We start from the raw sequence: 25,984 nt of genomic DNA, 5'->3' as shown, positions 1-25,984 counted from the left end.
ATTTTTCAATATATCAGATTATAAAAAAAGATCTGACAAGAAATTCCTGTCAGATCTTTTAATGTATAATTAATTTCTAGTCTAAAATCATTACATGCAGTGCATATATTTTTCAACGATTTCCATAATTTTATCTACTTTGCCTAGAATTCTATCATTTAAGCCATTATCTTCATAAAGTTTTAAATTCTTGGCAACAGAATCGATTGTTCCTTGTGGGAAAACTCCATTTTGCTCGAAAATTTCTCTTTTCTCCAATAGGCAATCAGCACTTTCCCAACAGCAAGTTGGTAACTGTTCTAATTTCTCTAATTTTTCTTTGTAATGTGGTGCGAAAATATCAACATCAGCATACAATTCTTCAGCTTTTTGTAAGCTGTTTTCCATTTGTAATCCATGTTGTCCTGCAACAATCAAACCTGCCATCAATTGATAAATATCTGCAGATCCATCAGGAACTCTAAATTCGAATGTTTGTTTACTTGAGAAGTCTCTTGGATCAGCATCCTGCTGTGGATTCACATCCTTAATCATATCAGTTGCGCCAACCCATCCAAGTGGAACACGTACCAATACCGATCTGTTTCTATCTCCCCAACATACATAAGTAGGAGCTTCTTGATGAGGAACCAATCTTAAATAAGATGTTGGAATGGTGTTACCAAATGCAGTTAATGCACCCGAAAGATCCATGATTCCAGCAATCATTTTCTTAGCCGTATCGCTTAACTTACCATTTTCAATACAAATGTTTTTACCATCTTTTTCAACCAACATGTGAATGTGAAGACCACTACCTGCTTTACCTACAGTGATTTTTGGAGCCCAGCTTACCAAAGCACCTTCTCTTGCAGCAAGCATTCTAACAATCCATTTCGCAATTAGTAATTGTTCTACTGCATCTTCAGCTTCTACAGGCAAAAATTCAATTTCGTGCTGCTCATATCCATCTTCACCAGTGGTAAAGCTTCCTACCTCAGAGTGACCATATTTAATTTTACCACCACACTGAGCAATTAATACCATTGCTTCACGACGCAAGTTTTCCCATTTTGTAAATGGTTGCGAGCTGTGATATCCTTTTTGATCAACATCAGGGTAAAGTGTATGGTTCGCACTTTTAATATAGTACTCCAACTCACCCATTGCCTTAAATGTAAGACCTGTGGCTTTCTCAAATTCTCTGTTAGCTTTTTTAAGAATGTACTCAGGAGCACTTTCAAGAGGTTTTCCTTCTGCAGTGTAGAAAGAACAAAGAATATCCAAACTTGGAATTTCAGAGAAAGGGTTAACAAATGCAGTTTTAAATCTTGGAATTACATATAAATCACTTGATCCTGCTCCAATGTATGAGAACAAACTTGATCCATCAACACGTTCACCTGTTGATAAAATACTATCAAGATGATCTAAACCAGTTATAATAAAGTTTAGTGTTTTTAATTTTCCATCCTCAGCAACATAGCGGAAGTTGATCATTTTAATATCATTCTCCACTACATATTCAATTAAATCTTCCTTTGTAAACTCTGAACTTGGTTTTTTAAGAAACTGAACAAGTTTGTTAGGATCTAATTTATAATCTTCCCTAGTCATAATACCGCGTTTTATAAATATTTGTTGTTGTGTTTTAGTTCTTGTGATAAAAATAGATCTGAACCCATTTATTTTCCAAAAAGTTTTGCGTTTTTAGAATGATGATTGAAAATCTATCAAACTACCTGTGAAATCAGGTGTTTGGAGAGGTTTTGTGCTTTTTGTGAAGTACAAAAAAAGCTGTTTTACAACAGCTTTCCGAAACCGTTTTCGACGGTTAAATTTCTATTTTTTTCGACTACCCCCTTTCCAAAGGTGATCCTAATTTAAAATCATCATTATTTATTCAATGAGTCCTCTTTTTTGTTGAGGTAGCATTTAAAAGAATATATTTTGATTTTTTAAATGCCCTGTTTTTAATCAACCTATGCTCAAAACGTCATTTTTCTCACTTTAGGGGTGTAGTTTTTGTAAAAAACACAATGTATTTTGGTGCAATTTAAAATTCAACCCCCTTATTTTAACTTTAAGAGTATTAATGGTGATTCAATACTGTTAAATGAAACTAGAATCGTATGGAAAAGTGAATTCCTTCAGGCCTAGTGACCAATCTAAATCCTTTTCTATGCCTTATAAAACACAAATCTCCATCGGTATAATAAACTCCTCCATGAATATTAACCCGTCGACAATCATTGGGTAGATGAGAAAAATAGACTGTTCTTGGTGCCTCAACATGAATATAACCAAATTCTGGATAGTATTTGTAATAATGTCCATTGGTATAGTAATAATCACCATTGGGATGATGAATTACTCTAGGTTCACAAGAAAATCTCCAAATTACTTGACCATATTTTGAGTGATTGTAACAACTATGTCCATGTTTAGTATAGTAGTACTTGTGTCTATAATATTGTCCATGATGTTTATGATGATATCCATGATGACCTCTATAATGATCTCCATGATAATGTTTATATTCTACATGCCCATGTTTATGATACTTATGTCCCTTGTGTTTTTTGTGTGAATAATGATCGTGTTTGCTGTAATGCGACTTCTTGCTATTGTATTTGTGATCATGTCTTTGTGATTTGCGATCATCTTTATAGTTATAACTGCTTCGTTTAGATCTGTCTCTATTTTGGTTCTCATGAAAAGACTTGTTCCTTTTTCTTTCTTCGTAACGGGTAGCCTCTTCATTGTAAGTTCTTCTTTGAGCAAATAAACTAGTTGTATATGTGGTAAGTGTTGAAACCAATACTATACTGGCAAGCAACTTGTAATATTTTGTCGTTTTCATAGTTTTGGTATTTAAAGGTGAAAGCCATTCTGCTCTCCTTTGAGTGGCAGTAGCAAACTGTTACAGTTTGCAAATGTTTCTGGCAAAATATCGTCATCCTTTGGTAGGGATGAATCCGTAAAGTAAATAACCGGTATACTTTGAATAGATCTTTGCAAAGCTTGTGCCAAAAAATAGAAAAGTGCCAAATAGCTTTGTATTAGGCACTTTTGTGGATATGATAATTGCAATTTTTTAAGCTATCATATTATCAGCTTTCACTTTTAGACTGGCCTTATCTGTAAAACTTCTTTTTTTAGGTCTAATTAAAACTCTTAAGGATTGATCGGAAGTAAAATAATTCCAAACCCAATTGATAAGAATAAAAAAACGATTCTTCACACCAACAATTGCCATCAGGTGCACAAATAACCATAATACCCAGGCAAAAAATCCTTGCATTTTAATTCCAGGGAGATCAGCTACTGCTAAGTTCTTTCCAATAGTAGCCATCGATCCTCTGTCTGTATAATGAAATGCTTTGATCTCTTTATTTTGTAGCAACCTTTTAAAATTGCTTGCCAGGTTTCCAGCTTGTTGTAATCCAACTTGAGCAACTTGTGGATGTCCATTTTCAAACTTACCTTCGGTTTGGTAGGCTAGATCTCCAATTGCAAATACATTATCTAGGCCTACTATTTTATTATATTGATCTACCTGAAGCCTTCCTGCACGAACACTCACATTTTCACTGATTCCTTTAATAGGACGTGCTGCAACACCAGCTGCCCAAACCATGGTGTATGATTTAAATTCTTCATCATCATCCAAACGAATGGTTAAGCCATCGTAATCGGCAACCCTTGCATTGGTTCTAACAATCACGCCAAGTTTTTCGAGAAATTTTTGAGCTTTGGTTGATGCTTTTTCCGACATGCCATTCAGTAATTTGTCCGAAGCCTCGAATAAGTATACATTCATCAGGCTAAAATCAAGCTCAGGATAATCTTTCGGAAGAATTTCAGATTTCATTTCTGCCAAAGCTCCAGCTAGCTCAACACCTGTTGGTCCACCTCCTACAAGTACAATGTTCATGTAATTGGCTGCTTTTTCTGGATCCAATTCGTTCAAAGCCTTCTCATAATTCCTTAAAATGGAGTTTCTGAGAAAAATGGCTTCCGAAACAGATTTCATAGGAATGGAAAACTCTTCGATATTTTTATTTCCAAAGTAATTCGTGCTTACTCCGGTTGCCAACACCAGGTAATCGTATTTCAATTTTCCCAAGCTGGTGTAGATTTCATTTTCTTCTGAATTTACCTCCAATAAATCAGCCATTCGGAAATGTACATTGCTTTTTTTCTGGAATATCTTGCGCAAAGGAAATGATATGGAACTTGGCTCGAGTCCCGAAGTTGCTACTTGATAAAATAGGGGTTGAAATTGGTGAAAGTTATTTCGATCGATTAGTACTACCTGGTATTTTGTGTTGGCCAACTGTCTTGCCAGTTTCAAGCCTGCAAATCCACCGCCAATAATTACTACTCTGGTTTTCCCGTTCTCGGGTATGTGTTTTATGGTATCCATATTAGAATTTGTATTAAGAAAATTTGTCATATTATCCGTCTGCTTCTTCTTATTCGGATTAAAGACTCTTTTATCCTCTACAAATTAAAGAAATTATTCTTTAATATTCTAATTGATATTATTTTTCAACCGATTGCGTGAGAAAATTTATTTTAAAAGCAGTTAAAATCATCGTCATTTTAAACTTATTACTATTAAATTCTCTCAATAATCACTTCGGAATTAACATTTGAAATTTCTGATCATCATCTGTAAGGAATTTTCTTTTTTGCAAAGACGTAGCAATGCTATGTTTCTACTTAATCACAATTAAAGGTTGTCTTCTTTATACAAATGCGACGCTCTTACCTGCCATCTGCATTCTCATACCTGTTAATGTGACCGTGAGACCTGCCAATGTTTGTGTCACAGCTGCCATCTGTATCGTGAATCCTGCGAAATGCACCGTCGCACCTGTCATCTGAGCCCTCAGACCTAAAAGAAGTGTTGTGAGACCTGCCAAGTGCATTGCACTTATTAACATTGAGCGTGCGGATATCAACAATGAGCATGCAGGTGGCAGGTCTCACGATGCAGATGGCAGGTGGGAGCGTGCGGTTATTAACATTGACGGTGCAGATATCAACATTGAGCGTGCACTTGGCAGGTCTCACGACGCGGATGGCAGGCAGGAGCGTGCACTTATTAACAATGAGGGAAACATTGGCAGGTCTTAAGAACACATTGGTAGGTCTCACGCAATATCATTCATGAAAATGATTCATTAAAAGAAATAATAGCCAAAAGCTAACAACATACAATTACCCAAAAACAACAAATCCGAAACACCTACAAGGTATTTCGGATTTGTTATTATGATTATACTCTGATTAAGCTTCTTTCTTGGCTGCAACAACAGACATTTCAACCAATAGTTCAGGACGAGCCATGCGCGCTTCAACACAAGCTCGGGCTGGTTGGTATCCGTCAACTACCCAAGCGTCCCACACTTCGTTCATGGCAGCGAAATCTTTCATATCGCGAACGTAAATGGTTACAGAAAGGATGTGCTTCTTATCAGAACCAGCTTTTTCCAACAACTCTTCTACTTTTTCAAGTGTAGTTACGGTTTGCTCTTTAATATCTGCATTCGCATCTTTTGCAGTTTGTCCACACAAATAAATGGTGTTGCCGTGCTCTACAATACGGCTCATTCTTGGAGTTGAATCGATTCTTTTGATACTCATTTTGATTAATGTTTAAGTTATTTTGAGAGCGAAAATAAAAAAAACAGGATACTTAATGCTTTTTACAATGAATTAATTCATCCAAATTAGCATAATAGATATATTTGCACACAAATGCATTCATTTTTATATTCCATTCCCACACTTGAGTTCTAATTTTTAAATTTTATCAAATGAACAAATTAATCAAACTTTTCCTTGTGGCAGTATTGTCAATATTTACATTCATTTCCTGCAGTGATGACGATTCTGACACAAGTATTATTGGAAATTGGGAGTATACCAAAACCATTGTCACAAAAATCAATAATAAGTCTGTAAACTACGACATTACTGATTTGATAGATATAAATGGCAGTATGGAATTCTATGAGAACGGTACCTGTAAATTAATATATGGCGATGTTGTTGATTGGAAGTATACCAACAACGAAACTGCAATCGAATTGTATTTTCCTATCGAAGAGGAAGACAAAGAAGAAGGTAAACCCGATGTTGACACGCAAGTTTTGCCATTTACACTATCAGGTAATGAATTGATATTTGTAGACAATGATTTTGATATAGATAATTCCGATGAATATCCAGAAGAAGGAATGATGAGTTTTTCTGAATTTGAAAAATTATTTAATGAGAACATTAGCTCTGAATCAGAGATAACTGTTTCAGTCAAAATAATCTTTTTAAGAAAGTAATCAAAAAATGCCGTTTCAAATGAATGAAACGGCATCTAAATATTTAATCTGCGAGGATCATAAATAAATCATGATCATCTGCGTCTATTACTTCATGCTTGCAATACGCTCTTCCAAAACTTTGATTTTGGCTTCGGCATCTGCCATTTTCTTTTTCTCCATTTCAACCACTTTGGCAGGAGCGTTGTTTACGAAGCGTTCGTTGCTCATTTTCTTCTGAACAGAAGCAAGGAATCCTTGAGTGTATTTCAACTCTTCTTCCATTTTCTTCAACTCTTCTTCAACATCAACCAAATCACCAAGAGGAATGAAATACTCAACAGCTTTTACAATGAAAGACATTGCTCCAGCCATTTCGCCGTTGGCAGCAGAAATCTCGCTGAGGTTACACATTTTAGCAATTACAGTGTCGAAAGCTGTATCGTAATTACCTTCTTTCACCATGTAGTTCATTGCCAATTCATCCTTAAATGCAATGTTTTTCTGCTTACGGATGTTACGAACTGCAACAATCACTTCCTTCACCTGTTCGAATTTCTCCAATAATGCAGCATTGTAAGCTTCAGGTTTAGGCATAACAGAAATCATGATACTATCCTCTTCGGTTCTATCAGCCAATAACTGGTAGATTTCTTCAGTTAAGAATGGCATGAATGGGTGTAGTAACTGCATCAATTTTTCGAACAAGCCAACTGTAGCTTCGTAAGTTTTCTTGTCGATTGGCTGCTGATATCCTGGTTTCACCATTTCCAAATACCATGATGAGAACTCATCACGGAACAATGTGTAGACAGTCATCAATGCTTCGCTGATACGGTATTGCTTGAACTGCTCATCCAATGTTTCCATGGTTTTGTTCAAACGTGCATGGAACACTTCTGTTGCAATTCTTGCTGATTCTGGTTGCTCTATGTCTGCAACTTCCCAACCTTTAACCAAACGGAATGCGTTCCAGATTTTGGTAGTAAAGTTACGTCCCTGCTCTGGCAAGTTTTCGTCGAATAACAAGTCACCACCTGCAGGAGAACAAAGCAACATACCTACACGAACACCATCAGCACCATACTTGGCAATCAAATCCAATGGATCTGGTGAGTTACCTAATGATTTAGACATTTTACGACGCTGGCTATCACGAACGATACCTGTTAGGTAAACATTGCTAAATGGCTTTTCGCCGATATATTCATAACCCGCAATTACCATACGTGCAATCCAGAAGAATAGAATATCCGGACCAGATACAAGGTCATTTGTTGGGTAATAGTATTTAATTTCTTCGTTGCCAGGCTTGCGAATACCATCGAAAACCGAAATTGGCCACAACCAAGAAGAGAACCAGGTATCCAATACATCTTCATCCTGACGCAAGTCTTCAGCTTTGTATTCTTTACCAGTTTTCGCTTTTGCTTCTTCAATAGCTTCCTCAACAGTTTTGGCAACTACATATCCGCCTTCAGGCAAATAGTATACAGGAATTCTTTGTCCCCACCACAACTGACGAGAAATACACCAGTCTTTCACATTCTCCATCCAGTGACGGTATGTGTTCTTGAATTTAGCAGGGTGTAATTGAATGTCATCATTCATTACATGCTCCAATGCTGGTGCCGAAAGTTCCTTCATTTTCAAGAACCACTGCATGCTTAGCTTAGGCTCGATTACTGCATCAGTTCTCTCTGAGAAACCAACTTTGTTCACGTAATCTTCCATTTTTACCAGGTTACCGGCAGCTTCCAAATCAGGAATAATCAAATCACGAACTTCAAAACGATCTTTGCCAATATACATTTGAGCAGCTTCGCTCATGGTACCATTGTCGTTAAAGATGTCGATAGACTCCAAGTTATGGCGATCACCAATTTCGTAGTCATTCAAATCGTGAGCTGGTGTAATTTTCAATGCACCAGTACCAAATTCCATATCTACATATTCATCCTGAATAATAGGTACAGAACGGTTTACCAAAGGAACAATTACACGCTTGCCTTTTAGGTGAGTAAAACGTTCATCGTTTGGATTCACACAAACAGCGGTATCACCTAAAATGGTTTCCGGACGAGTAGTAGCAATGGTTACATACTCATCTTCTGTTCCTTCAATTTTATATCTTAAATAGTAAAGCTTTGATTGTAGCTCTTTGTAGATTACCTCTTCGTCGGATACAGCAGTTTGTGCTGCAGGATCCCAGTTTACCATACGAACACCACGGTAAATCTTATCTTTCTTATACAAATCGATGAATACATCAATCACTGATTCGTACAAAGATTCATCCATGGTAAAAGCAGTACGTTCCCAATCACATGAAGCACCTAATTTTTTCAACTGCTCCAAAATGATTCCACCATGCTTTTCTTTCCACTCCCAAGCGTGTTTCATGAACTCGTCGCGAGTGATATCTGCCTTGGCAATGCCTTCTTGCTTTAGTTTATTTACAACTTTAGCTTCGGTAGCAATCGACGCGTGGTCGGTTCCTGGTACCCAACAGACATTTTTACCCTGCAATCTGGCTCTGCGGACCAATACATCTTGAATTGTATTGTTTAGCATATGCCCCATGTGTAACACACCGGTGACGTTTGGTGGCGGAATTACAATTGTATACGCCTCTCTCTCGTCTGGTACTGAGTGGAAGAATCCTTTATCCATCCAATACTTATACCACTTGTCCTCCGATTCTGCAGGATTGTACTTAGTTGGGATTTCCATTTGTTTAACTATAATTTAATAATTCTATATTTTCAAAAAAATTTGGGTCAAAATTAAGAAATTCTATGGGATATTACTTCACTGAATGACAATAAAATGAGGGAAATAGTAAATAAGAGTCCGCAATCGTTTTATCATTGAAACCAATCGTCTGCTACTTCCTAATGGTCAGTTTTTTAAATGGATGCTGAAAAGCATTAAAAATCATTTTTTTTACCTGCTTTTTTATATACTTTTGGCGAAATAGAAAACCTTATTCATAAAATATATAAACACATAACAAATGCCACAGATATCAGATAAAGGAAGATTGATGCCTGAATCACCAATTCGTAAATTGGTTCCTTTCGCAGAAGGCGCAAAAGCTAAAGGCCGAACAGTTTATCACTTGAACATTGGTCAGCCTGATATTAAAACTCCGGAAGTTGCAATGGATGCTATTAGAAATTGTACGGAGAAAGTTATTGAGTATTCTCACTCTGCAGGTAATGTATCTTACCGTAAGAAGTTGGCTAAAATGTACCAAAATATTGGTATTGATGTTAACGAAGAGGAGATGTTGATTACAACAGGTGGATCAGAAGCAATCACTTTTGCATTGATGACCTGTTTAAATCCTGGTGATGAAGTTTTGATTCCTGAGCCTTTCTATGCTAACTACAATGGTTTCGCAATTTCAGCTGGTGTTAAGGTTGTGCCTATTACTTCAAGTATCGAGAATGATTTTGCTTTGCCTTCAATCGAAGAGTTTGAAAAATTGATGACTCCAAAAACCAAGGCGATTGTAATTTGTAACCCAAACAACCCAACGGGTTACTTGTATTCTAAAGAGGAATTGAACCAATTGCGTGAGTTGATTTTGAAGCACGATTTGTTCTTATTCTCTGATGAGGTTTACCGTGAATTTTGTTACGGTGGCGAAGAGCACTTCTCAGCTATGAACCTTGAAGGATTAGAGCAAAATGTAGTAATGATGGATTCGGTATCGAAGCGTTATTCGGAATGTGGTGTTCGTATTGGTGCTATGATTACCAAAAACAAAGAGGTAATTACTACTGCATTGAAATTCGCTCAGGCTCGTTTATGCCCACCTGCATTTGGTCAGATTGCAGCTGAAGCTTCTTTGGATACTCCACAGGAATATTTTACTGAAGTTTACGATGAGTATATTGCTCGTCGCGATTTTATGGTTGCTGCCCTAAATGAGATGGAAGGTGTTTATTGTCCAATTCCTAAAGGTGCGTTTTACACAGTAGTAAAACTTCCGATTGATGATGCTGATAAATTTGCTCAGTGGATTTTGGAAGAGTTCGAGCACAAAAACCAAACAGTTATGGTTGCTCCTGCTACCGGATTCTATGCAACTCCAGGTTTAGGTAAAAACGAGGTTCGTATTGCATACGTATTGAAGAAAGAAGATCTTGCAAATGCAATGGAAACTTTAGCAGAAGCATTAAAGGTTTATCCAGGAAGAACCTTATAAGTCAAGTAAGACTCCAAAAATATAGAACGGTTCCCAATTTGGGAGCCGTTTTTTTTATGCCTTAAAATTCCCTGTGTCTATTGTTTGAATACTTAAACTATTTGACTTTTTAAACTTTGTTACTATTTTTAATACTTATCAATTTTTTATTTTAAAGAAAAACAATTTATTATTAATTAAACTAACCAATCACATGAAAAATTTCAAACAATGCTTTCTTCTAAGTATGTTATTTTTAGGGCTTTTAATTAGCTCTTGTAGCAGTAGTGGTGATGATTCTCTAAATCCAGATCCCGAACCTGAACCAAAGGAATCAAGAAAGAATTCAAATGTAAGTGTGAGTTCTACTGACGCTCCTGCTAATTACACGACCAAAATTCTTTTGGAAGATTATACGGGTACATGGTGTGGATGGTGTCCTGGATTAGCTCTTGAAATGGAAAATGCCATTGAGCAAAATAGTAACATTATAGGAATTGGAATCCATGTTGGAGATAACATGGAATCAACCTATGCTGAAAGTTTGACTAAAAAATTTAATGTTAGCTCCTATCCAAATGCTAAAATAAATAGATCCGCTACATGGAATCAAAACTACTCATCCTTAGAGTCTTATCTTGAAAAAAAATCGAATCTGGGAATTGCACTTAATGCTAGTGTTGAAAATGAAAAAGTTAAGGGTAAAATTCAAATCGGTTTTAATTCTGATATTTCGGAGAGTTTAGATTATGTAATTCTCCTTGTTGAAGATAAAGTAAAAGCTGATCAGAAGAATTTTTATTCTGGTAATGATGATTTTACAAATCACCCTTTATATTCACAACCTACACCATTAAAAGATTATGAGCATGCCAACGTGCTTAGGAAGTTTGCTACCGACATTTTTGGTGATATTATTCCTGAAGATTATACCAAAACAGGTAATGTGTGTGAAGCTGATTTTGAAATAAACCTGGATAATTATGTAGTTGATAATTGCTATATTATAGCTTTTGTACTTGAAAAAGGCGGTAAAAATATTTTAAACGTCCAAATGGTAAAAGTGGGTTCAAATCAGGACTTTGACTAGAAGCAAGATATAAATTTAAAAAGAGCTGTTTATTTCGATAATAAACAGCTCTTTTTTTATAGAATTTCAGTTAAAAACTTTTGCTCAAACTTATGGTAAGTCCACTTGCGGCAGGCACCATTCTACAAACTCCTCCAACACAAAGTAATCCTTCTTTTTGTCGACCATAGCTTACAGAAAAGCGAGTTGCATTTTTCACATAGCTTCCTCCTACATTAATGTAATGCGTATCGCTTACTCCAGAATTGTACATGTCAGAAACAAAGAACGACCATTTGCTTCCAATATTATATTCCAGAGCTCCTGCTATCCAATCACCCATATCCTGATCGGTATTCAAATATTGCAATTCAGTTCGCAGTGCTTTTCCTTTCTTTAATTTATACAATATATCAGCAACATAAATCTTACTCTTTACCATACCTTTGTTACCACCTTCGAGCTCACTCTTATTGTATTCCAGATTGATAAAGGCAAATGTTGACTTTAACTTTTTCGACCATTTCTTGCTTATCTCAACATTAAAATCGCGATACAACTTGCTACCATCAAGACCTAAGAAATCAGAATCACTGTAGAAAATTCCATCGACAAGAGTACCTTCAAGTTTATTGTAATGAGAGTAATTAAGAGCTACGTTTGTTCCATATTTACCACCTAAAGCAGTTTTTTTCTTAAAGGTATACACGAAATCGATCTGACCACCAATTTCGCCCATTGCCTGTGTCGAGTATGGATAAATATTAGCCAAACTATATTTGTGTTGTTTGGTATTGGCTGGCAAATAATTAACCAGTAATTCGTTGTTTACTGCTTCTCTTTCCGATCTGAAGATCATATTCTCCAATCTGCGAAATGAGAAATTAAATCCCAAACCTTTTTGGGTATAGCTGTAATTTGCCAAAAGGGCTTCTCCTTCTGAAACAATTTGTGGAGTGCTTGCATTGCCATCTTCACCTTTTCTAACATACTCAAATTGGAAAGCACTTCGCCCAGTTGAAAAATCCATACGAGCTGACCAAGCATCAACACTTGATGGATAATCTTCTAAAGGACCAGTGTAATCTTGATATCTATTTAAATATCCTACTCCAAGTAGAAATGTAGAATTAGAACTTGCTTTGAGCGCATCCAGAACATTTATCTCTCCATCAATTCCTCTTATTCTTCCATCACCAGTATCAAAATATTTTCGTTGTTTACCATAAACAGCTTTTAAACTGATATAGTTGGTTGGTTTAAATTTAATATTTACCCCTTCCAAAGCATTATTTAAGCCCAATTGTCGATCTTCCCATGCTCTAAATAATAATCCGCTTCCAAATTGTTCATAAAAGTTACCAACCGTAATTGCCAAATCATTGTCTTCATATGTAACAAATCGATGAACAATTCCATTGTCTTCTAAATTAAAATCATATCCCAATAATGGTGGTAAATATGCCTCATATTGAATTCCTGCTCTAAAATTACCATACGTATAATCTAGTTTCAGGTAATTATTTGATCCAAATTTATCTTTTGGTGCCCTAGCACCTATCTTGCTATCATTTTTATAAATCTGGTTATTACTTTCAAAGCTACCGGTTAAGGTTCCTTTATTTTGAGAATAAACACTATTACTTATGCATAAAGAGAGTAATATAAGGTATGTATATACTTTATTCATTTTATTTAAATTTTCAGGTAAGATATTTGGAGTTATTTCATTAATCGGCGCACTTGCTCTATAACTTCTTCTTCGTTTCCTGGGTTATAACTGGTGTGTTCCCATACAATTTCGCCATTGCCATTTAAAACAAATGTGTGAGGTACGTTCACAACATTTAACGCGCGTTTTAAATTCTGATTTTGATCGAGATATACTTCAAATGGCCAATCTTTACCAGATACTAAACTTTTAACTCTTGCACTTGCCCTGGTATCATCGACTGAAATAGCAATTATTTTTAATCCTGTTTCTTCGTACCAATCTTCAAACTCATCGTTAAAGGATGATAATTCGTTAAGACAAGGTTTACACCAAGTAGCCCAGAAACTAATAATTATGGGTTTACCATTATTAAAAAAGTCTTTTGAGGATATGGTTTCCCCGCTTAAAGTTTTAATGGTTACATCAGGTAGTTTTTTTTGTGAATGAATTCCCCCAATGAAAAGGCACCCTACAATAAGTGTTAATACAAATTTTTTCATGTTAAAATTAGATTGATTAGTGGTTTAAGGTCTGAATATAATATTTTCTAACATGAATATTAAATTCTTTTATGACAAAGCTTTAAGCTTATCCAATTTTATAAAAAAAAGAGACTGTCTTTTTGGTAATGAGACAGCCTCTTTTGTTGATGAGATATAGGATTGTAATATCTATGCTCTTAAAGGGAATTTGGGATTTTCTTAGAATAGCTTTAGCATTCGAACTTCTTCTGCAGTTAAAAATCTCCATTTTCCTCTTGGGATATTTTTCTTGGTAATTCCTGCAAAGAAAACACGATCAAGTTTCTCTACCGTATATCCTAAATGTTCGAAAATTCTACGAACGATTCTGTTTTTTCCAGAGTGAATTTCAATTCCAACTTGTTTTTTGTCTTTAGGATCGGCAAAGCTAATGGCATCCGATTTGATGAAACCATCTTCCAACTCCAGGCCTGTGTCAATCATGTCAAGTTCCTCTTGTGAAATTTCACGATCCAAGAATACATGATAGATTTTCTTCTTGTTATAGCTTGGGTGTGTTAAGCGTTTGGTAAGATCGCCATCATTGGTAAACAACAAAACTCCTGTTGTCATTCTATCTAATCTTCCAACTGGATAAACTCTTTCATTGCAAGCGTTTTTAATCAAGTCGACAACCGTTTTTCTCCCCATTGGGTCATCCAAAGTTGTTACAAAATCCTTTGGTTTGTTTAAAACAAGATAAACTTTCGATTCTGGTTGAAGTAAAACTCCATCCATGCAAACTTTATCTTTCAAATTCACCTTGGTTCCAACTTCAGTTACAACCTCACCATTTACGGTAACACGACCTTCTGCTATCCTAGAATCGGCTTCACGTCTTGAACATTCTCCAGAATTGGCAATGAACTTATTCAACCTTAGGATACCATCTTTTGGGCCCACCATTCGAGCATGTTCAAGCTGCTTTTTCTTGCTGTAGTGTCTTTTTCGCAACGATTCCTTGTCAGGACCATTTTCGTTAAATCGTTTTTTTGATTTAAAAGGTCTTTTTTGATCCGATTGCTTCGAAAATCGCTTCTTTTTCTCTGGATTTTCAGAAAAATCTTTTTTTTCTTCTCTGCTTTTAGAATCTTTTCTAAAATCGGATTTTGATTCTTCTGATTTGTTTCCGCTATATTTTTTTGATCGGTAGTTTGTCTTTCCTCTTCTAGGCTTACCGTAAGTCTTTTCTTCCATTTTCTGACAGTATGATCAATGTTTTGAACTTGCAAAGGTATTAATTATCAAAGAATATATTTGAGTAACATTTCAAAAAGTTCATTTTGATTGTAAAATATACCTGATAGATTTTTTACATTTGTACAATCGAAAATTAATTCATTGTTTTTTTCGACACTAAATTTGTGTGTGTGACTGTAAACATTTAACAAAAATTAAAAAATGGCATTAATTAAATCAATTTCCGGGATACGCGGAACAATTGGAGGAAAAGTAGGCGAAGGTCTTAGTCCTTTAGATGTGGTAAAGTTTTCAGCTGCATATGGAACTTGGGCAATCAGAAGACATGATGGCAAAAAAATTAAAGTGGTTGTTGGTCGCGACGCTCGAATTTCAGGTGAAATGGTAGATAAACTTGTAGTAGGTACATTAATTGGCTTAGGGATTGATGTTGTGGAAATCGGTTTGGCTTCTACGCCAACAACCGAATTTGCGGTAACAGAAGAAAAAGCTGATGGAGGTATTATTTTAACTGCAAGTCACAATCCAAAACAATGGAACGCTCTTAAATTATTGAACGAAAAAGGTGAATTCCTTAATGATGAGGATGGAAAGTTAGTGCTAAGTATTGCTGAGCAAGAAGATTTCTTTTTCGCAGATGTTGATGATTTAGGAAGTATCACTAACGTTGATGATTATACTCAAAAGCATATTGACCATGTCCTATCATTGGATTTGGTAGATGTGGAAGCCATTAAAAAAGCAAATTTCTCAGTAGCAGTTGATGCTGTAAATTCTGTAGGAGGTATTGCGATTCCGGGTATGCTTCGTGCATTGGGAGTTGAAAATGTAGTTGAATTGTACTGCGAGCCAAATGGTCACTTCCCACACAATCCAGAACCACTTCCTGAAAATTTAACAGCCATTGCTGAGGTAATGAAAGAAGGCAAAGCTGATTTAGGTTTCGTTGTCGATCCAGATGTTGATAGACTTGCTATTGTTAACGAGGACGGAAGTATGTTTGGTGAAGAGTATACTCTTGTAGCATGTGCTGACTATGTGCTTGGAAATACTCCAGGAAATACGGTTTCAAACCTATCTTCTACACGTGCTCTTCGTGATGTTACCGAAAAGCACAATGGATCATACGAAGCTTCGGCTGTAGGTGAAGTTAACGTTGTAACTAAAATGAAAGCCAACGATGCTGTAATTGGTGGTGAAGGAAACGGAGGAATTATATACCCTGCCAGTCATTATGGTCGCGATGCTTTAGTTGGTGTCGGTTTATTTTTGAGCCACCTTGCAAAAACAGGAATGAAAGCTTCTGAAATGAGAGCTTCTTATCCAAACTATTTTATTTCTAAGAACAAGATTGAATTGACACCAGAAATTGATGTTGATGAGGTTCTTGTAGCGATGAAAGAGAAGTATCAACACGAACAAGTGAATGATATTGATGGTGTGAAGATTGATTTTGCAAACGAATGGGTTCATTTAAGAAAATCTAATACTGAACCAATTATTCGAATTTATTCGGAAAGTGAGAATGAAGAAACTGCAAATCAATTAGCGGAAAAAATCATTTCAGAGATTAAAGAGATCATTAAATAGTAAAAACTCATATATTTTAAGTAAAGTGCATTGATGTCAGTCAATGCACTTTTTTTATTTATAACGGAAAAAATTCCGTAATCGTTTGCGTATTGTGAATTCTGACTCTAGACTTACAATTTTCATTAATATCAATAAGCTAAAAATAAAAAAAAGGTTCTGTATTTTATGCTGAAATTACTGATAATACTAGAAGACCCGATTATCGTTTATTCTTGAAACCTGCTGTATGGGTGTTTTTACCCAATTTTAAAACCTCTAAATATGTGGTAAGTTCGATATTTGTTGAGGATTTTTTATATATTTAGAAATAGCTGTTGGAAAGCAGTTGTTTTTATACTTGCAAATATGGCAATGTACTTATATTTGTTCTCAGAATAGAGAAAAAATTCTACATTAAGCTAGAGAAATAATTAATAAATCAATGAATATTGCTTACGCAATTTGCTGCATAGACTAATTTTATCTAAAGTAAATTGTAAAGCGCCTTACTAAAAACTTACTGATATGAAAATTACCGTAGTTGGAGCAGGTAACGTGGGGGCAACCTGTGCAAATTGTATCGCTCAGAAAGAGTTGGCAAACGAAGTTATTGTTGTTGATATTAAAGAAGGATTGGCAGAAGGTAAAGCATTAGATATGTGGCAAACTGCTCCTATCAACTATTACGACACAAGAGTTAAAGGTGTAACTAATGATTATACTGCAACTGCAGGGTCTGAAGTTGTTGTGATTACTTCTGGTCTTCCTCGTAAACCGGGTATGAGTCGTGATGACTTAATCGCTACTAACGCTGGTATTGTAAAATCAGTTACTGAAAATGTTATTGCTCATTCTCCTGATGCAATTATCATTATCGTATCAAACCCACTTGATGTAATGACTTATGCAGCTTTCTTAACTGCTAAGAAGGCATCAAACAAAGTATTTGGTATGGCAGGTGTATTGGATACAGCTCGTTACCGTGCTTTCCTTGCTGAAGAATTAGATATTAATCCAAAGGATATTCAAGCATTGTTAATGGGTGGACACGGTGATACTATGGTACCACTTCCACGTTACACAACTGTAGCAGGTATTCCAGTTACTGAGTTGATTGAAGAAGAAAAATTGAACGCTATTATCGAAAGAACTAAATTCGGTGGTGGTGAGCTTGTAAACCTAATGGGTACTTCTGCTTGGTATGCTCCAGGTGCTGCTGCTGCTCAAATGGTTGAAGCTATCGTTCGCGATCAGAAAAGAATTTTCCCAGTTTGTGCATTGTTGAATGGCGAATACGGAATGAAAGATATTTACTTGGGTGTACCTGTTAAATTGGGTAAAAACGGTATCGAAGAAATTATTGAAGTTAAATTGAATGAAGACGAAATGGCATTGTTGAAAGATTCAGCAGAAGCTGTTAAGTCTGTAATGAAAGTTTTAGATGAAATGAACATTATGGCCTAATCGGTTCATTTTATTAAAGGGAAGAGGTCATCTCATTTGAGATGACCTTTTTTTTGTCTAATTGTCAAACTCTCCTAAATCAAATGGATACTCATTTACTCATTAATCCATTTGTTGATTAACTCTCACTCACTTTTGTTCAGTAATCATGCGGTAAAATAGCTTTCCTTTTGGTATATTTGCTATCCTTTGTTGAAATTGAAGAAAATGATAGAGATACCGATAGAGATTGTAGAATTGGAAGAGAATAGTTTTCATCTGATGATTGAGTGTGAAATTAACACTGGTCAGAAGGGTAAAATGGTGATCGATACCGGTGCTTCTAAAACGGTACTTGACAAAAATTTTGTTGACAATTATCAAAAAGCCGCGCAAGAAGAATCTGAAGTAAAATCAAGAGGATTAGGCGAGGGTAGCATAGAAACAGAGATGGCTAAAATCGATCGTTTTCAGATTGGGACTCTATGTATAAACGACTTTTTATGTGCCTTGATTGACCTATCGGGAATTAATGAAATGTACCGCCAGTATTGCAATCGGGAGATTTGTGGATTGCTGGGTAGCGACTTCCTTTTAATGTATAATGGAATTATTGATTACAGAAGGAGAGTTTTGCAATTAAACAAAGAGTAAGCATGCTAGATTTACAAAGGACTGAAAATCCATAAAATGCTAGTAATTATTGAACAAAGGAATTAGAAAAAAATTAATATATTTGTGCGTTAATTTGCGGTTGAAAATATAAAATACCACATAAAGTAAGAATTTATTTAAACCTAAACACATGCGAAATAAAGGAGCGATTCGTCTACTCGCTATTGTCTTTGCGTTAGTGAGTTTGTATCAATTGACTTTTACTTACGTAACGAAAAAAGTTGAAAAGGAAGCTCGAGAATTCGGAGCTGGCGACATTAAGAAAGAACAAACATACCTTGACTCAATTAGAGGAGAAGGTGTTTACAATTTCTTATGGTTGAAGAATTACACTTACAAAGAGTGTAAGGAGTTGGAAATGAACCTAGGGCTTGACCTTAAGGGAGGTATGAACGTTACGATGGAAGTTTCTGTTGTTGATATCATCAAAGCGATGGCCAACAATACGAAAGATGAAACTTTTAATGCTGCAATAGCTCAGGCTAAAAAAATGCAGGCAAACAGTGGTAAAGGATTCGTTGAGCTGTTTGGCGAAGCTTTCGAGCAAATCGATCCTAATGCTCAGTTATCATCTCCTGATATCTTCGGTACCCTTGAGATGAAAGACAAGATTCCTTTTGGAGCTTCAAACGCAGAGGTGTTAAAGGTGATCAAGGAAGAAACTGACGGAGCGATTGATAATACATACAATATTCTTCGTTCTCGTATCGACCGTTTCGGTGTTGCTCAGCCAAACATCCAAAAAGCTGATGTGTCGGGTCGTATCATCATCGAACTTCCAGGTATTAAAGATGCTGCTCGTGTACGTAAGCTTCTTCAAGGAACTGCAAGTCTTGAGTTCTGGGAAACTTACAGTGCTTCTGAAGTAATGCAGTATTTAAATGCAGCCAATACAAAACTTGCTGAAATTAACAATGCAGGTGATGTTGAAGAAGAAGCTACTAAAGAAGAGGTAAAAGAAGAAGCAAAAGATGAAGAGGTTGCTCTTTTAGATAAAATTGAAGAAGAAGGTGCTCAAGATTCATTGGCTACATCGCAAGATGCAAAAGCAATGGCTAAAATGTATCCATTATTCTCAATCTTGAATCCAACTCAACCAGGTGGACGTCCAACAGCAGTTGTGGGTAGATCTCATATTAAGGATACTGCTGATGTAAACCGTATTTTGGCAATGCCTGCTATCAAATCGGTATTGCCTCGTAATTTGAAATTCTTTTGGGGAGTAAAAGCAATTGATGAAGGAGCTAACTGGTTCGAATTATTTGCAATTAAAGTAACAAGCCGCGATGGAAAAGCTCCATTGGATGGTGATGCTGTTACTTCAGCACGTGAACAGGTTGACCAACAAACTGCGAAATACGAAGTTTCGATGAGTATGAGTGGTGAAGGTGCTAAAACATGGGCTCGTTTAACCAAAGACAATGTAAACCGTGCAATTGCAATTGTATTGGACGGATATGTATATTCTGCACCAAACGTAATAGGTGAAATTAAAGGTGGTCAATCAAGTATAACAGGAGGTTTTTCTGTTGCTGAAGCAAAAGACTTGGCAAACATCTTGAAGTCAGGTAAACTTCCTGCTCCAGCGCATATTATTGCCGACGAAGTTGTTGGTCCATCTCTTGGTAAAGAGTCAATCCAAAAAGGGATGTACTCATTTATCATTGCTTTCGTGTTGGTATTGGTTTACATGTTCTTCTTCTACAGTAGAGGTGCTGGTTTAGCAGCTAACATTGCATTGATCACGAACTTGTTCTTCATCTTTGGTGTGTTGGCTTCATTAGGAGCTGTGCTTACTTTACCAGGTATTGCGGGTATTGTATTAACAATCGGTATGTCGGTTGATGCGAACGTACTGATTTATGAGCGTATTCAGGAAGAGTTGAAATCAGGCAAAGGATTAGGCCTTGCAATCTCTGATGGTTACAAGAATGCTTACTCTGCAATTATCGATGGTAACATCACTACCTTATTAACTGGTATCATTCTTTACTTATTCGGTGAAGGTCCAATTAAAGGTTTCGCAACTACATTGGTAATCGGTATCTTCTCATCACTGTTTGCTGCAATCTTTATTACAAGATTAATTTTTGAAGCACAAACAGCTCGTAACCGTAAAGTAACTTTTGCAACTAAATTTACCGATAACTGGTTGAGAAATTCAGCAGTTACTTTCCTACAAAAAAGAAAAGTATTCTATGTAGTTTCTGGTATTGCTATTGTATTAAGTGTTGTATCACTTTCTACAAAAGGTTTGAACCAAGGTATCGATTTTACTGGTGGTAGAACTTACGTTGTAGCTTTCGATAAAGCTATAGGTGTTGAAGATGTTGCTAAATCATTGGAAACTGTATATGGTCATGCTCCAGAAGTAAAAACTTTTGGTGGTGCTAACCAGGTTAAAATTTCTACAAAATACAAGATTGAAGAATCAGGAACAGAAGTTGATGATGAAGTAGAAAATCTACTTTATGAAGGTTTGAAACCATATCTTGCTAATGGAACAACTAAAGCTGATTTCTTGGAAAACAACCGTAAAATGTCTCAGAAAGTAGGTCCTACCATTGCTGATGATATTCGTACTTCTGCATTGTGGTCTATCTTAGGTGCACTGATCGTGATCTTCCTATACATCATGGTTCGTTTCTCGAACTGGCAGTATGGTTTAGGTGCAGTTGCTGCATTGGCTCACGACTCGATCATCGTATTGGGGATTTTCTCTATTTTTTACGGATGGTTACCATTTTCATTAGAGATTGATCAGGCATTTATCGCTGCAATCCTTACGGTAGTTGGTTACTCTATTAACGATACCGTGGTAGTATTCGACCGTATCCGTGAGTATTTGGGATTATATCCTAAGCGCGATCGCGAAGAGGTTGTAAACAAAGCCTTGAACAGTACTATGCGTCGTACATTTAGTACATCGCTTTCTACAATGGTAGTATTGTTGGCAATCTTCTTGTTTGGTGGTACTTCAATTCAAGGATTTACATTTGCATTGTTAATTGGTGTTATGGTAGGTACATACTCATCACTATTTATTGCATCTCCTATTGCTTACGACACAAGCTTACGTGTTCAGAAAGTAGCAGACAAGAGAAAGAAATAATTGAACTTTCAATAAATTTCATCCCCCGGCCTTTGGGTTCGGGGGATTTTTGTTTTAGGATATTGCTCCGTACGATAAGGAATTGCTTCCGCACGCAAAGAAATGGTTTCCGCACGCTGGAATACCCTTTCCGAACATCAAGGTACCCCTTCCGCACGCTCATTTTCTTCTTCCGAACGCGAAGGAGATCCTTCCGAACACAAAAGTGGCCTTTCCGCACACACAGGAAGTTGTTCCGCACGCAGTTTTGGTTCTTCCGCACATAAAAAGTAATGCTGAAAATTTGTTCGGAACTATTCATTTAGCATACGGAAGGATCCACTTGGCGAACGCAGGTAGAGGAATTGTGTTCGCAAGTTCTGATTGTTGTAACGGAACAGTTATAATTTGTTTCGGAATGATTCGCTTTATGCACGGAACCTATCTGGAGCTTAAAAATGCTTTTAAATAAAGAATAGCAATGGCTTTTATCTACCTGGAAAGATTGAATGATCTTCGATTTGTAATCAGTTCCTGATAAAAAACATTGGTGGTTCAATTAATACTTTATCTCTAAATAATACTTTCGCATACAAGTATGAACAACTATCGTATTAATTTGAAATTTCTTAGGTATATTTGTGAAAAATATTCATCAGATGGAAAGCATACTTTTATTTATTAGTGGAGCGGAAATTGTTATTGTTCTGGTTGTAATTCTTCTACTTTTTGGGTCGAAAAAAATTCCTGAATTGGCCCAAGGCCTTGGTAAAGGAATGAAGGAATTCAAACGAGCGGCCGACGATATCAAAAAAGAAATAAAAGATGAAACAGAAATTCTTGATAACATCAAGGATTTTAAGGATGATATCAATAAAAAGCTTTAAACAGGCAAAAGCCTTCCTTATCCTTCATGGATAAATCTTCATATCAATGGACTATATCTATTTATTATTAGGATTTGTAATCCTATTGTATAGTGGTGATCTTCTTGTAAAAGGAGGAGTTGCCCTTGCATCGCATTTTAAAATTTCAACTTTGGTGGTTGGAGTTACCGTTGTATCTTTTGGAACTTCGGCTCCTGAACTCTTTGTTAGTTTAGACGCAGCTCTTAGTGGTAGTCCGGATATTTCTATTGGAAATGTGGTTGGATCGAATATCTCCAACATTGCTTTAGTACTTGGTTTTACAGCTATTTTATTGCCGTTGCCGGTTCGTAGTAATTCTATTAAATACGATTGGCCGGTTATGATGGGAGCATCGCTTCTGTTCTATATATTTGCACTAAATGGTAAGCTGCAAACCATAGAAGGAATTATGTTTATCGTATTGTTGATTTCATTTATGGTATGGACCATTTGGAATTCGAGAAGAGAAAACAGAAACCTTTCTGAGGAAGCAAAACCAGCTAAACAATCTATTCCGGTTGCAGGATTATTAATAGCTGCATCATCGCTAGGATTGTATTTTGGAGCCAGCCTTTTAGTAGGAAGTGCAAAAAATATTGCCATCGATTTTGGTGTGAGCGAACGTGTAATTGGATTAACCATTGTTGCCTTCGGAACATCGGTTCCTGAATTGGCGACTTCGGCTGTTGCTGCCTATAAGAAGGAGATGGATATCTCGATAGGTAATATTATTGGATCAAATATCTTTAATATTCTTGGTGTATTAGGTGTAACATCTATCATTAAGAATATACGAGTAAGTGCTGAAATTATTTCTTTTGATGCATTGTTTATGCTTGCAGTATCGGTGCTGCTATTCTTACTGATTTTGCCTTTGAAAAAAGGAAAACTGCATAGATGGAAGGGTGTTTTATTGCTTTCATCTTACCTATTTTATGTATATTTGGTTTTCATGAAATAAGCATGATTAAAATAATTAGTAAAAATACAAACATTAATTATTTTGATCTTGCGACTTCCATCTGACAATTAAAAGAAAATTATAAACAGATGAAATAATTGATGAGTATGATTAGTGCAGAACAAATCAAAAAGAGTTTTGGCGAAGTAAATGTTCTTAAGGGGGTTGACCTTACCATTGGAAAAGGAGAGATTGTATCAGTTGTGGGAGCCAGCGGTGCAGGTAAAACCACTCTACTTCAAATTCTGGGTACCCTTGATCGACCTGATAGTGGAGCCATTGTTTATGATGGAACCAATGTGGCTACATTAAACGAAAAGGATTTATCTGCATTTCGCAATTCCAATATTGGATTTGTTTTCCAGTTTCATCATTTATTGCCTGAGTTTACTGCCTTGGAAAATGTTTGTATTCCTGCATACATTGCCAAAAAATCGAAGGCGGAAGCTACAGAAAGAGCGAAGGAACTTTTGGAAATGTTGAACCTGGGACACAGAATGGACCACAAGCCTTCAGAATTATCGGGAGGAGAGAAACAAAGAGTTGCAGTTGCCAGAGCACTAATAAACGATCCTTTGGTGATTCTTGCCGATGAACCTTCAGGAAATCTTGATTCTAAAACAAGGCAGGAATTGCACGAACTGTTTTTTACGCTAAGAGATAAATTCGATCAGACTTTTGTAATTGTAACACACGATTTGGAATTGGCTGAAATGTCTGATCGAAAAATTGTGATATCTGATGGGCTGATCGAAAAATAAGCAATATGATTTTTGCTGACCTAAAGGATTTCCTGGAAGAAAAATATGATCTCTACAATCGAGAATCATTCATAGAATCTGACCCCATACAAATACCAAAACAATTTTCGCGCAAAGAAGATATTGAAATTGCCGGATTCTTGAGTGCAAGTATTGCATGGGGACAAAGACCTACCATTATTCGCAATGCAAAGCGATTGATGGAGTTCATGAATCAACAGCCTTATGAGTTTCTAATGAATTCTACAGAGGCAAACTTGGATGTTTTCAGAGAGTTTAAGCACAGAACCTTTAATGGTGATGATTGTATTTTCTTTATCAAATCGCTAAAGAACATTTACCAGAAACATGATGGACTCGAAAGTGTTTTTACTAAAGGATTTAATAAAGGAGGAGATGTAAAATCGGCAATTGCCTATTTTCGAGAAGTATTTTTTGAACCTGAACATTTGGATCGAACTCAGAAACACATTTCGAATGTACTGAAGAAATCATCTGCAAAACGAATTAATATGTATTTGCGTTGGATGGTTCGCGATGATGAACGCGATGTAGATTTTGGTTTGTGGAAAGGAATTGAATCCAAGGATTTATTTTTGCCATTGGATGTTCATACCGGAAATGTTGGGAGAAAACTGGGTTTATTAACCCGTAAGCAAAGCGATTGGTTAGCTGTGGAAGAAATAACAAAGAGTCTTCGCACCTTTGATCCCAATGATCCTGTAAAATATGATTATGCGCTTTTCGGATTGGGAATATTCGAGAAATTTTGATTCTTACATTACCTATTCACTCATTTGATCATTACTCAATTAGAAAGAAACATGCCTAACAATTATTTCAAATTCAAGCAATTTACAATACATCAAGATGGATCTGCCATGAAGGTGGGTACCGATGGTGTGCTATTGGGGGCATGGACCGATGTGGAAAAATCGCAAAGAATACTTGATGTTGGAACAGGAACAGGATTGATTGCTATCATGTTGGCGCAAAGAACCAATTCAGAGGTTAGAATCGATGCTGTTGAAATTGATGACTCGGCTTATCAACAAGCTATGGAAAATATCAATGCTTGTCCTTGGACCAATAGAATTTGTGGTATTCACGAATCCTTCCAGGAATTTTGTGCTCGTAGCGAAGAAAAGTATGATGCCATTGTTAGCAATCCACCCTATTTTATGAATGGTTTGGATGCAAAAGAGGAATCGAGAACCAAGGCCAGAAATGCAGATCACTTGCCATTTGAAGAATTGCTGGAGGGTGCCAAAAAACTTTTGAATCCTGAAGGAACTTTTTCGGTGGTTTTGCCTATCGAGGAAGGAAATTACTTCATGAGGTTAGCGAAGCTTACAGGATTTTTTTTGAAAAGAAAGTGTTGTGTGTTGCCCAATCCGGGAAAGCCAGCAAAAAGGTATTTGCTCGAATTTTCGTTGAGTGAATGCAATTCCCAAGAGGAAGACCTTATTGTTGAAAATGGACAAAGACATATATATTCTCCACAATATATTGAATTGACTAAAGATTTCTATCTAAAGTTTTAATCTCGGTCAGTATATAAAAAAC

21 protein-coding genes are annotated in these 25,984 nt (G+C 36.2%); 13 read left to right on the top strand and 8 right to left on the bottom strand.

Annotated features, from left to right (window positions below; translation table 11 throughout):
* Positions 1–90 precede the first annotated feature (90 nt).
* The 3 genes from BXY64_RS15140 to BXY64_RS15130 form a co-directional block, all read right to left on the bottom strand.
* Complete coding sequence (locus tag BXY64_RS15140; protein ID WP_120240827.1) at positions 91–1,596, bottom strand: glutamine synthetase family protein; 1,506 nt, start codon at positions 1,594–1,596, stop codon at positions 91–93.
* Positions 1,597–2,101: 505 nt separating this feature from the next.
* Positions 2,102–2,842 carry a hypothetical protein gene (locus BXY64_RS15135; RefSeq protein ID WP_120240826.1) on the bottom strand — a complete coding sequence of 247 codons (741 nt, stop codon included), beginning with the start codon at positions 2,840–2,842 and terminating at the stop codon, positions 2,102–2,104.
* A gap of 234 nt (positions 2,843–3,076) precedes the next feature.
* Positions 3,077–4,408 (bottom strand): NAD(P)/FAD-dependent oxidoreductase, encoded by a 1,332-nt coding sequence (locus tag BXY64_RS15130; RefSeq protein ID WP_120241033.1) that lies wholly within the window; start codon positions 4,406–4,408, stop codon positions 3,077–3,079.
* A 488-nt stretch (positions 4,409–4,896) separates the two neighbouring features.
* Here BXY64_RS15130 and BXY64_RS15120 point away from each other — a divergent pair, with 488 nt between their 5' ends.
* Entirely contained in the window at positions 4,897–5,124 is a 228-nt protein-coding gene (locus tag BXY64_RS15120) for a hypothetical protein (RefSeq protein WP_147376009.1), read from the top strand.
* A 153-nt stretch (positions 5,125–5,277) separates the two neighbouring features.
* On the opposite strand, the gene BXY64_RS15115 is transcribed toward BXY64_RS15120, so the two are convergent.
* Positions 5,278–5,634, bottom strand: coding sequence for a RidA family protein (locus BXY64_RS15115; protein WP_120240823.1), 357 nt, complete (start codon positions 5,632–5,634; stop codon positions 5,278–5,280).
* Positions 5,635–5,807: 173 nt separating this feature from the next.
* Between BXY64_RS15115 and BXY64_RS15110 the strand changes: the two genes are divergently transcribed.
* Complete coding sequence (locus tag BXY64_RS15110) at positions 5,808–6,329, top strand: hypothetical protein (protein ID WP_120240822.1); 522 nt, start codon at positions 5,808–5,810, stop codon at positions 6,327–6,329.
* A gap of 87 nt (positions 6,330–6,416) precedes the next feature.
* Here BXY64_RS15110 and BXY64_RS15105 read toward each other — a convergent pair whose 3' ends face one another.
* Positions 6,417–9,041 carry a valine--tRNA ligase gene (locus BXY64_RS15105; protein ID WP_120240821.1) on the bottom strand — a complete coding sequence of 875 codons (2,625 nt, stop codon included), beginning with the start codon at positions 9,039–9,041 and terminating at the stop codon, positions 6,417–6,419.
* A gap of 283 nt (positions 9,042–9,324) precedes the next feature.
* Here BXY64_RS15105 and BXY64_RS15100 point away from each other — a divergent pair, with 283 nt between their 5' ends.
* A complete protein-coding gene (locus BXY64_RS15100) occupies positions 9,325–10,524 on the top strand; it encodes a pyridoxal phosphate-dependent aminotransferase (protein ID WP_120240820.1) in 1,200 nt (399 codons plus the stop codon).
* A 193-nt stretch (positions 10,525–10,717) separates the two neighbouring features.
* Positions 10,718–11,593, top strand: a complete 876-nt coding sequence (locus BXY64_RS15095; RefSeq protein ID WP_120240819.1) for an Omp28-related outer membrane protein — start codon at positions 10,718–10,720, stop codon at positions 11,591–11,593.
* A 70-nt stretch (positions 11,594–11,663) separates the two neighbouring features.
* Here BXY64_RS15095 and BXY64_RS15090 read toward each other — a convergent pair whose 3' ends face one another.
* The 3 genes from BXY64_RS15090 to BXY64_RS15080 all read right to left on the bottom strand — a co-directional run bounded on the left by BXY64_RS15090 (position 11,664) and on the right by BXY64_RS15080 (position 15,004).
* Complete coding sequence (locus BXY64_RS15090) at positions 11,664–13,262, bottom strand: DUF6029 family protein (protein WP_120240818.1); 1,599 nt, start codon at positions 13,260–13,262, stop codon at positions 11,664–11,666.
* A 32-nt stretch (positions 13,263–13,294) separates the two neighbouring features.
* Positions 13,295–13,786 (bottom strand): TlpA family protein disulfide reductase, encoded by a 492-nt coding sequence (locus tag BXY64_RS15085; protein WP_120240817.1) that lies wholly within the window; start codon positions 13,784–13,786, stop codon positions 13,295–13,297.
* A gap of 201 nt (positions 13,787–13,987) precedes the next feature.
* Positions 13,988–15,004: a pseudouridine synthase gene (locus BXY64_RS15080; RefSeq protein ID WP_120240816.1), complete on the bottom strand. Its 1,017-nt coding sequence runs from the start codon at positions 15,002–15,004 to the stop codon at positions 13,988–13,990.
* Positions 15,005–15,208: 204 nt separating this feature from the next.
* On the opposite strand from BXY64_RS15080, the gene glmM reads away from it, so the two are divergent.
* From glmM to BXY64_RS15030, 9 genes are all read left to right on the top strand, one after another.
* Positions 15,209–16,597 (top strand): phosphoglucosamine mutase, encoded by a 1,389-nt coding sequence (gene glmM, locus BXY64_RS15075; protein WP_120240815.1) that lies wholly within the window; start codon positions 15,209–15,211, stop codon positions 16,595–16,597.
* Positions 16,598–17,104: 507 nt separating this feature from the next.
* Positions 17,105–18,043: a malate dehydrogenase gene (gene mdh / locus BXY64_RS15070; protein WP_120240814.1), complete on the top strand. Its 939-nt coding sequence runs from the start codon at positions 17,105–17,107 to the stop codon at positions 18,041–18,043.
* 207 nt (positions 18,044–18,250) lie between these two features.
* Entirely contained in the window at positions 18,251–18,676 is a 426-nt protein-coding gene (locus BXY64_RS15065; RefSeq protein ID WP_120240813.1) for a retropepsin-like aspartic protease, read from the top strand.
* Between the two features lie 151 nt (positions 18,677–18,827).
* Complete coding sequence (gene secDF / locus BXY64_RS15060; protein ID WP_120240812.1) at positions 18,828–21,809, top strand: protein translocase subunit SecDF; 2,982 nt, start codon at positions 18,828–18,830, stop codon at positions 21,807–21,809.
* 638 nt (positions 21,810–22,447) lie between these two features.
* On the top strand, positions 22,448–22,675 hold the full coding sequence (gene tatA / locus BXY64_RS15050; protein ID WP_120240810.1) for a twin-arginine translocase TatA/TatE family subunit: 228 nt from the start codon (positions 22,448–22,450) through the stop codon (positions 22,673–22,675).
* Between the two features lie 46 nt (positions 22,676–22,721).
* The gene (locus BXY64_RS15045) at positions 22,722–23,657 is read left to right on the top strand and encodes a calcium/sodium antiporter (RefSeq protein ID WP_120240809.1); all 936 of its coding nucleotides are present in this window, start codon (positions 22,722–22,724) and stop codon (positions 23,655–23,657) included.
* Positions 23,658–23,758: 101 nt separating this feature from the next.
* On the top strand, positions 23,759–24,418 hold the full coding sequence (locus BXY64_RS15040) for an ABC transporter ATP-binding protein (protein ID WP_245996676.1): 660 nt from the start codon (positions 23,759–23,761) through the stop codon (positions 24,416–24,418).
* A gap of 5 nt (positions 24,419–24,423) precedes the next feature.
* Positions 24,424–25,191: a TIGR02757 family protein gene (locus BXY64_RS15035; protein ID WP_120240807.1), complete on the top strand. Its 768-nt coding sequence runs from the start codon at positions 24,424–24,426 to the stop codon at positions 25,189–25,191.
* 51 nt (positions 25,192–25,242) lie between these two features.
* Positions 25,243–25,962 carry a tRNA1(Val) (adenine(37)-N6)-methyltransferase gene (locus BXY64_RS15030; RefSeq protein ID WP_120240806.1) on the top strand — a complete coding sequence of 240 codons (720 nt, stop codon included), beginning with the start codon at positions 25,243–25,245 and terminating at the stop codon, positions 25,960–25,962.
* Positions 25,963–25,984: the final 22 nt, after the last annotated feature.

Origin of the sequence: Marinifilum flexuosum (genome assembly GCF_003610555.1) — a bacterium.
Taxonomy (GTDB): domain Bacteria; phylum Bacteroidota; class Bacteroidia; order Bacteroidales; family Marinifilaceae; genus Marinifilum; species Marinifilum flexuosum.
Note: the sequence above shows the minus strand (reverse complement) of the source record. Positions and strands in the feature narration are given on the sequence as shown.

What these genes read in the sequence shown, in the direction of transcription:
- BXY64_RS15035 (WP_120240807.1), top strand. Translation starts at nt 24,424, where the DNA reads ATGATTTTTGCTGACCTAAAGGATTTCCTGGAAGAAAAATATGATCTC.
- BXY64_RS15100 (WP_120240820.1), top strand. Translation starts at nt 9,325, where the DNA reads ATGCCACAGATATCAGATAAAGGAAGATTGATGCCTGAATCACCAATT.
- glmM (WP_120240815.1), top strand. Translation starts at nt 15,209, where the DNA reads ATGGCATTAATTAAATCAATTTCCGGGATACGCGGAACAATTGGAGGA.
- BXY64_RS15085 (WP_120240817.1), bottom strand. Translation starts at nt 13,786, where the DNA reads ATGAAAAAATTTGTATTAACACTTATTGTAGGGTGCCTTTTCATTGGG.
- BXY64_RS15045 (WP_120240809.1), top strand. Translation starts at nt 22,722, where the DNA reads ATGGACTATATCTATTTATTATTAGGATTTGTAATCCTATTGTATAGT.
- BXY64_RS15095 (WP_120240819.1), top strand. Translation starts at nt 10,718, where the DNA reads ATGAAAAATTTCAAACAATGCTTTCTTCTAAGTATGTTATTTTTAGGG.
- BXY64_RS15115 (WP_120240823.1), bottom strand. Translation starts at nt 5,634, where the DNA reads ATGAGTATCAAAAGAATCGATTCAACTCCAAGAATGAGCCGTATTGTA.
- BXY64_RS15065 (WP_120240813.1), top strand. Translation starts at nt 18,251, where the DNA reads ATGATAGAGATACCGATAGAGATTGTAGAATTGGAAGAGAATAGTTTT.
- BXY64_RS15110 (WP_120240822.1), top strand. Translation starts at nt 5,808, where the DNA reads ATGAACAAATTAATCAAACTTTTCCTTGTGGCAGTATTGTCAATATTT.
- BXY64_RS15140 (WP_120240827.1), bottom strand. Translation starts at nt 1,596, where the DNA reads ATGACTAGGGAAGATTATAAATTAGATCCTAACAAACTTGTTCAGTTT.
- BXY64_RS15030 (WP_120240806.1), top strand. Translation starts at nt 25,243, where the DNA reads ATGCCTAACAATTATTTCAAATTCAAGCAATTTACAATACATCAAGAT.
- BXY64_RS15130 (WP_120241033.1), bottom strand. Translation starts at nt 4,408, where the DNA reads ATGGATACCATAAAACACATACCCGAGAACGGGAAAACCAGAGTAGTA.
- BXY64_RS15090 (WP_120240818.1), bottom strand. Translation starts at nt 13,262, where the DNA reads ATGAATAAAGTATATACATACCTTATATTACTCTCTTTATGCATAAGT.
- BXY64_RS15135 (WP_120240826.1), bottom strand. Translation starts at nt 2,842, where the DNA reads ATGAAAACGACAAAATATTACAAGTTGCTTGCCAGTATAGTATTGGTT.
- secDF (WP_120240812.1), top strand. Translation starts at nt 18,828, where the DNA reads ATGCGAAATAAAGGAGCGATTCGTCTACTCGCTATTGTCTTTGCGTTA.
- BXY64_RS15105 (WP_120240821.1), bottom strand. Translation starts at nt 9,041, where the DNA reads ATGGAAATCCCAACTAAGTACAATCCTGCAGAATCGGAGGACAAGTGG.
- tatA (WP_120240810.1), top strand. Translation starts at nt 22,448, where the DNA reads ATGGAAAGCATACTTTTATTTATTAGTGGAGCGGAAATTGTTATTGTT.
- mdh (WP_120240814.1), top strand. Translation starts at nt 17,105, where the DNA reads ATGAAAATTACCGTAGTTGGAGCAGGTAACGTGGGGGCAACCTGTGCA.
- BXY64_RS15080 (WP_120240816.1), bottom strand. Translation starts at nt 15,004, where the DNA reads ATGGAAGAAAAGACTTACGGTAAGCCTAGAAGAGGAAAGACAAACTAC.
- BXY64_RS15040 (WP_245996676.1), top strand. Translation starts at nt 23,759, where the DNA reads ATGAGTATGATTAGTGCAGAACAAATCAAAAAGAGTTTTGGCGAAGTA.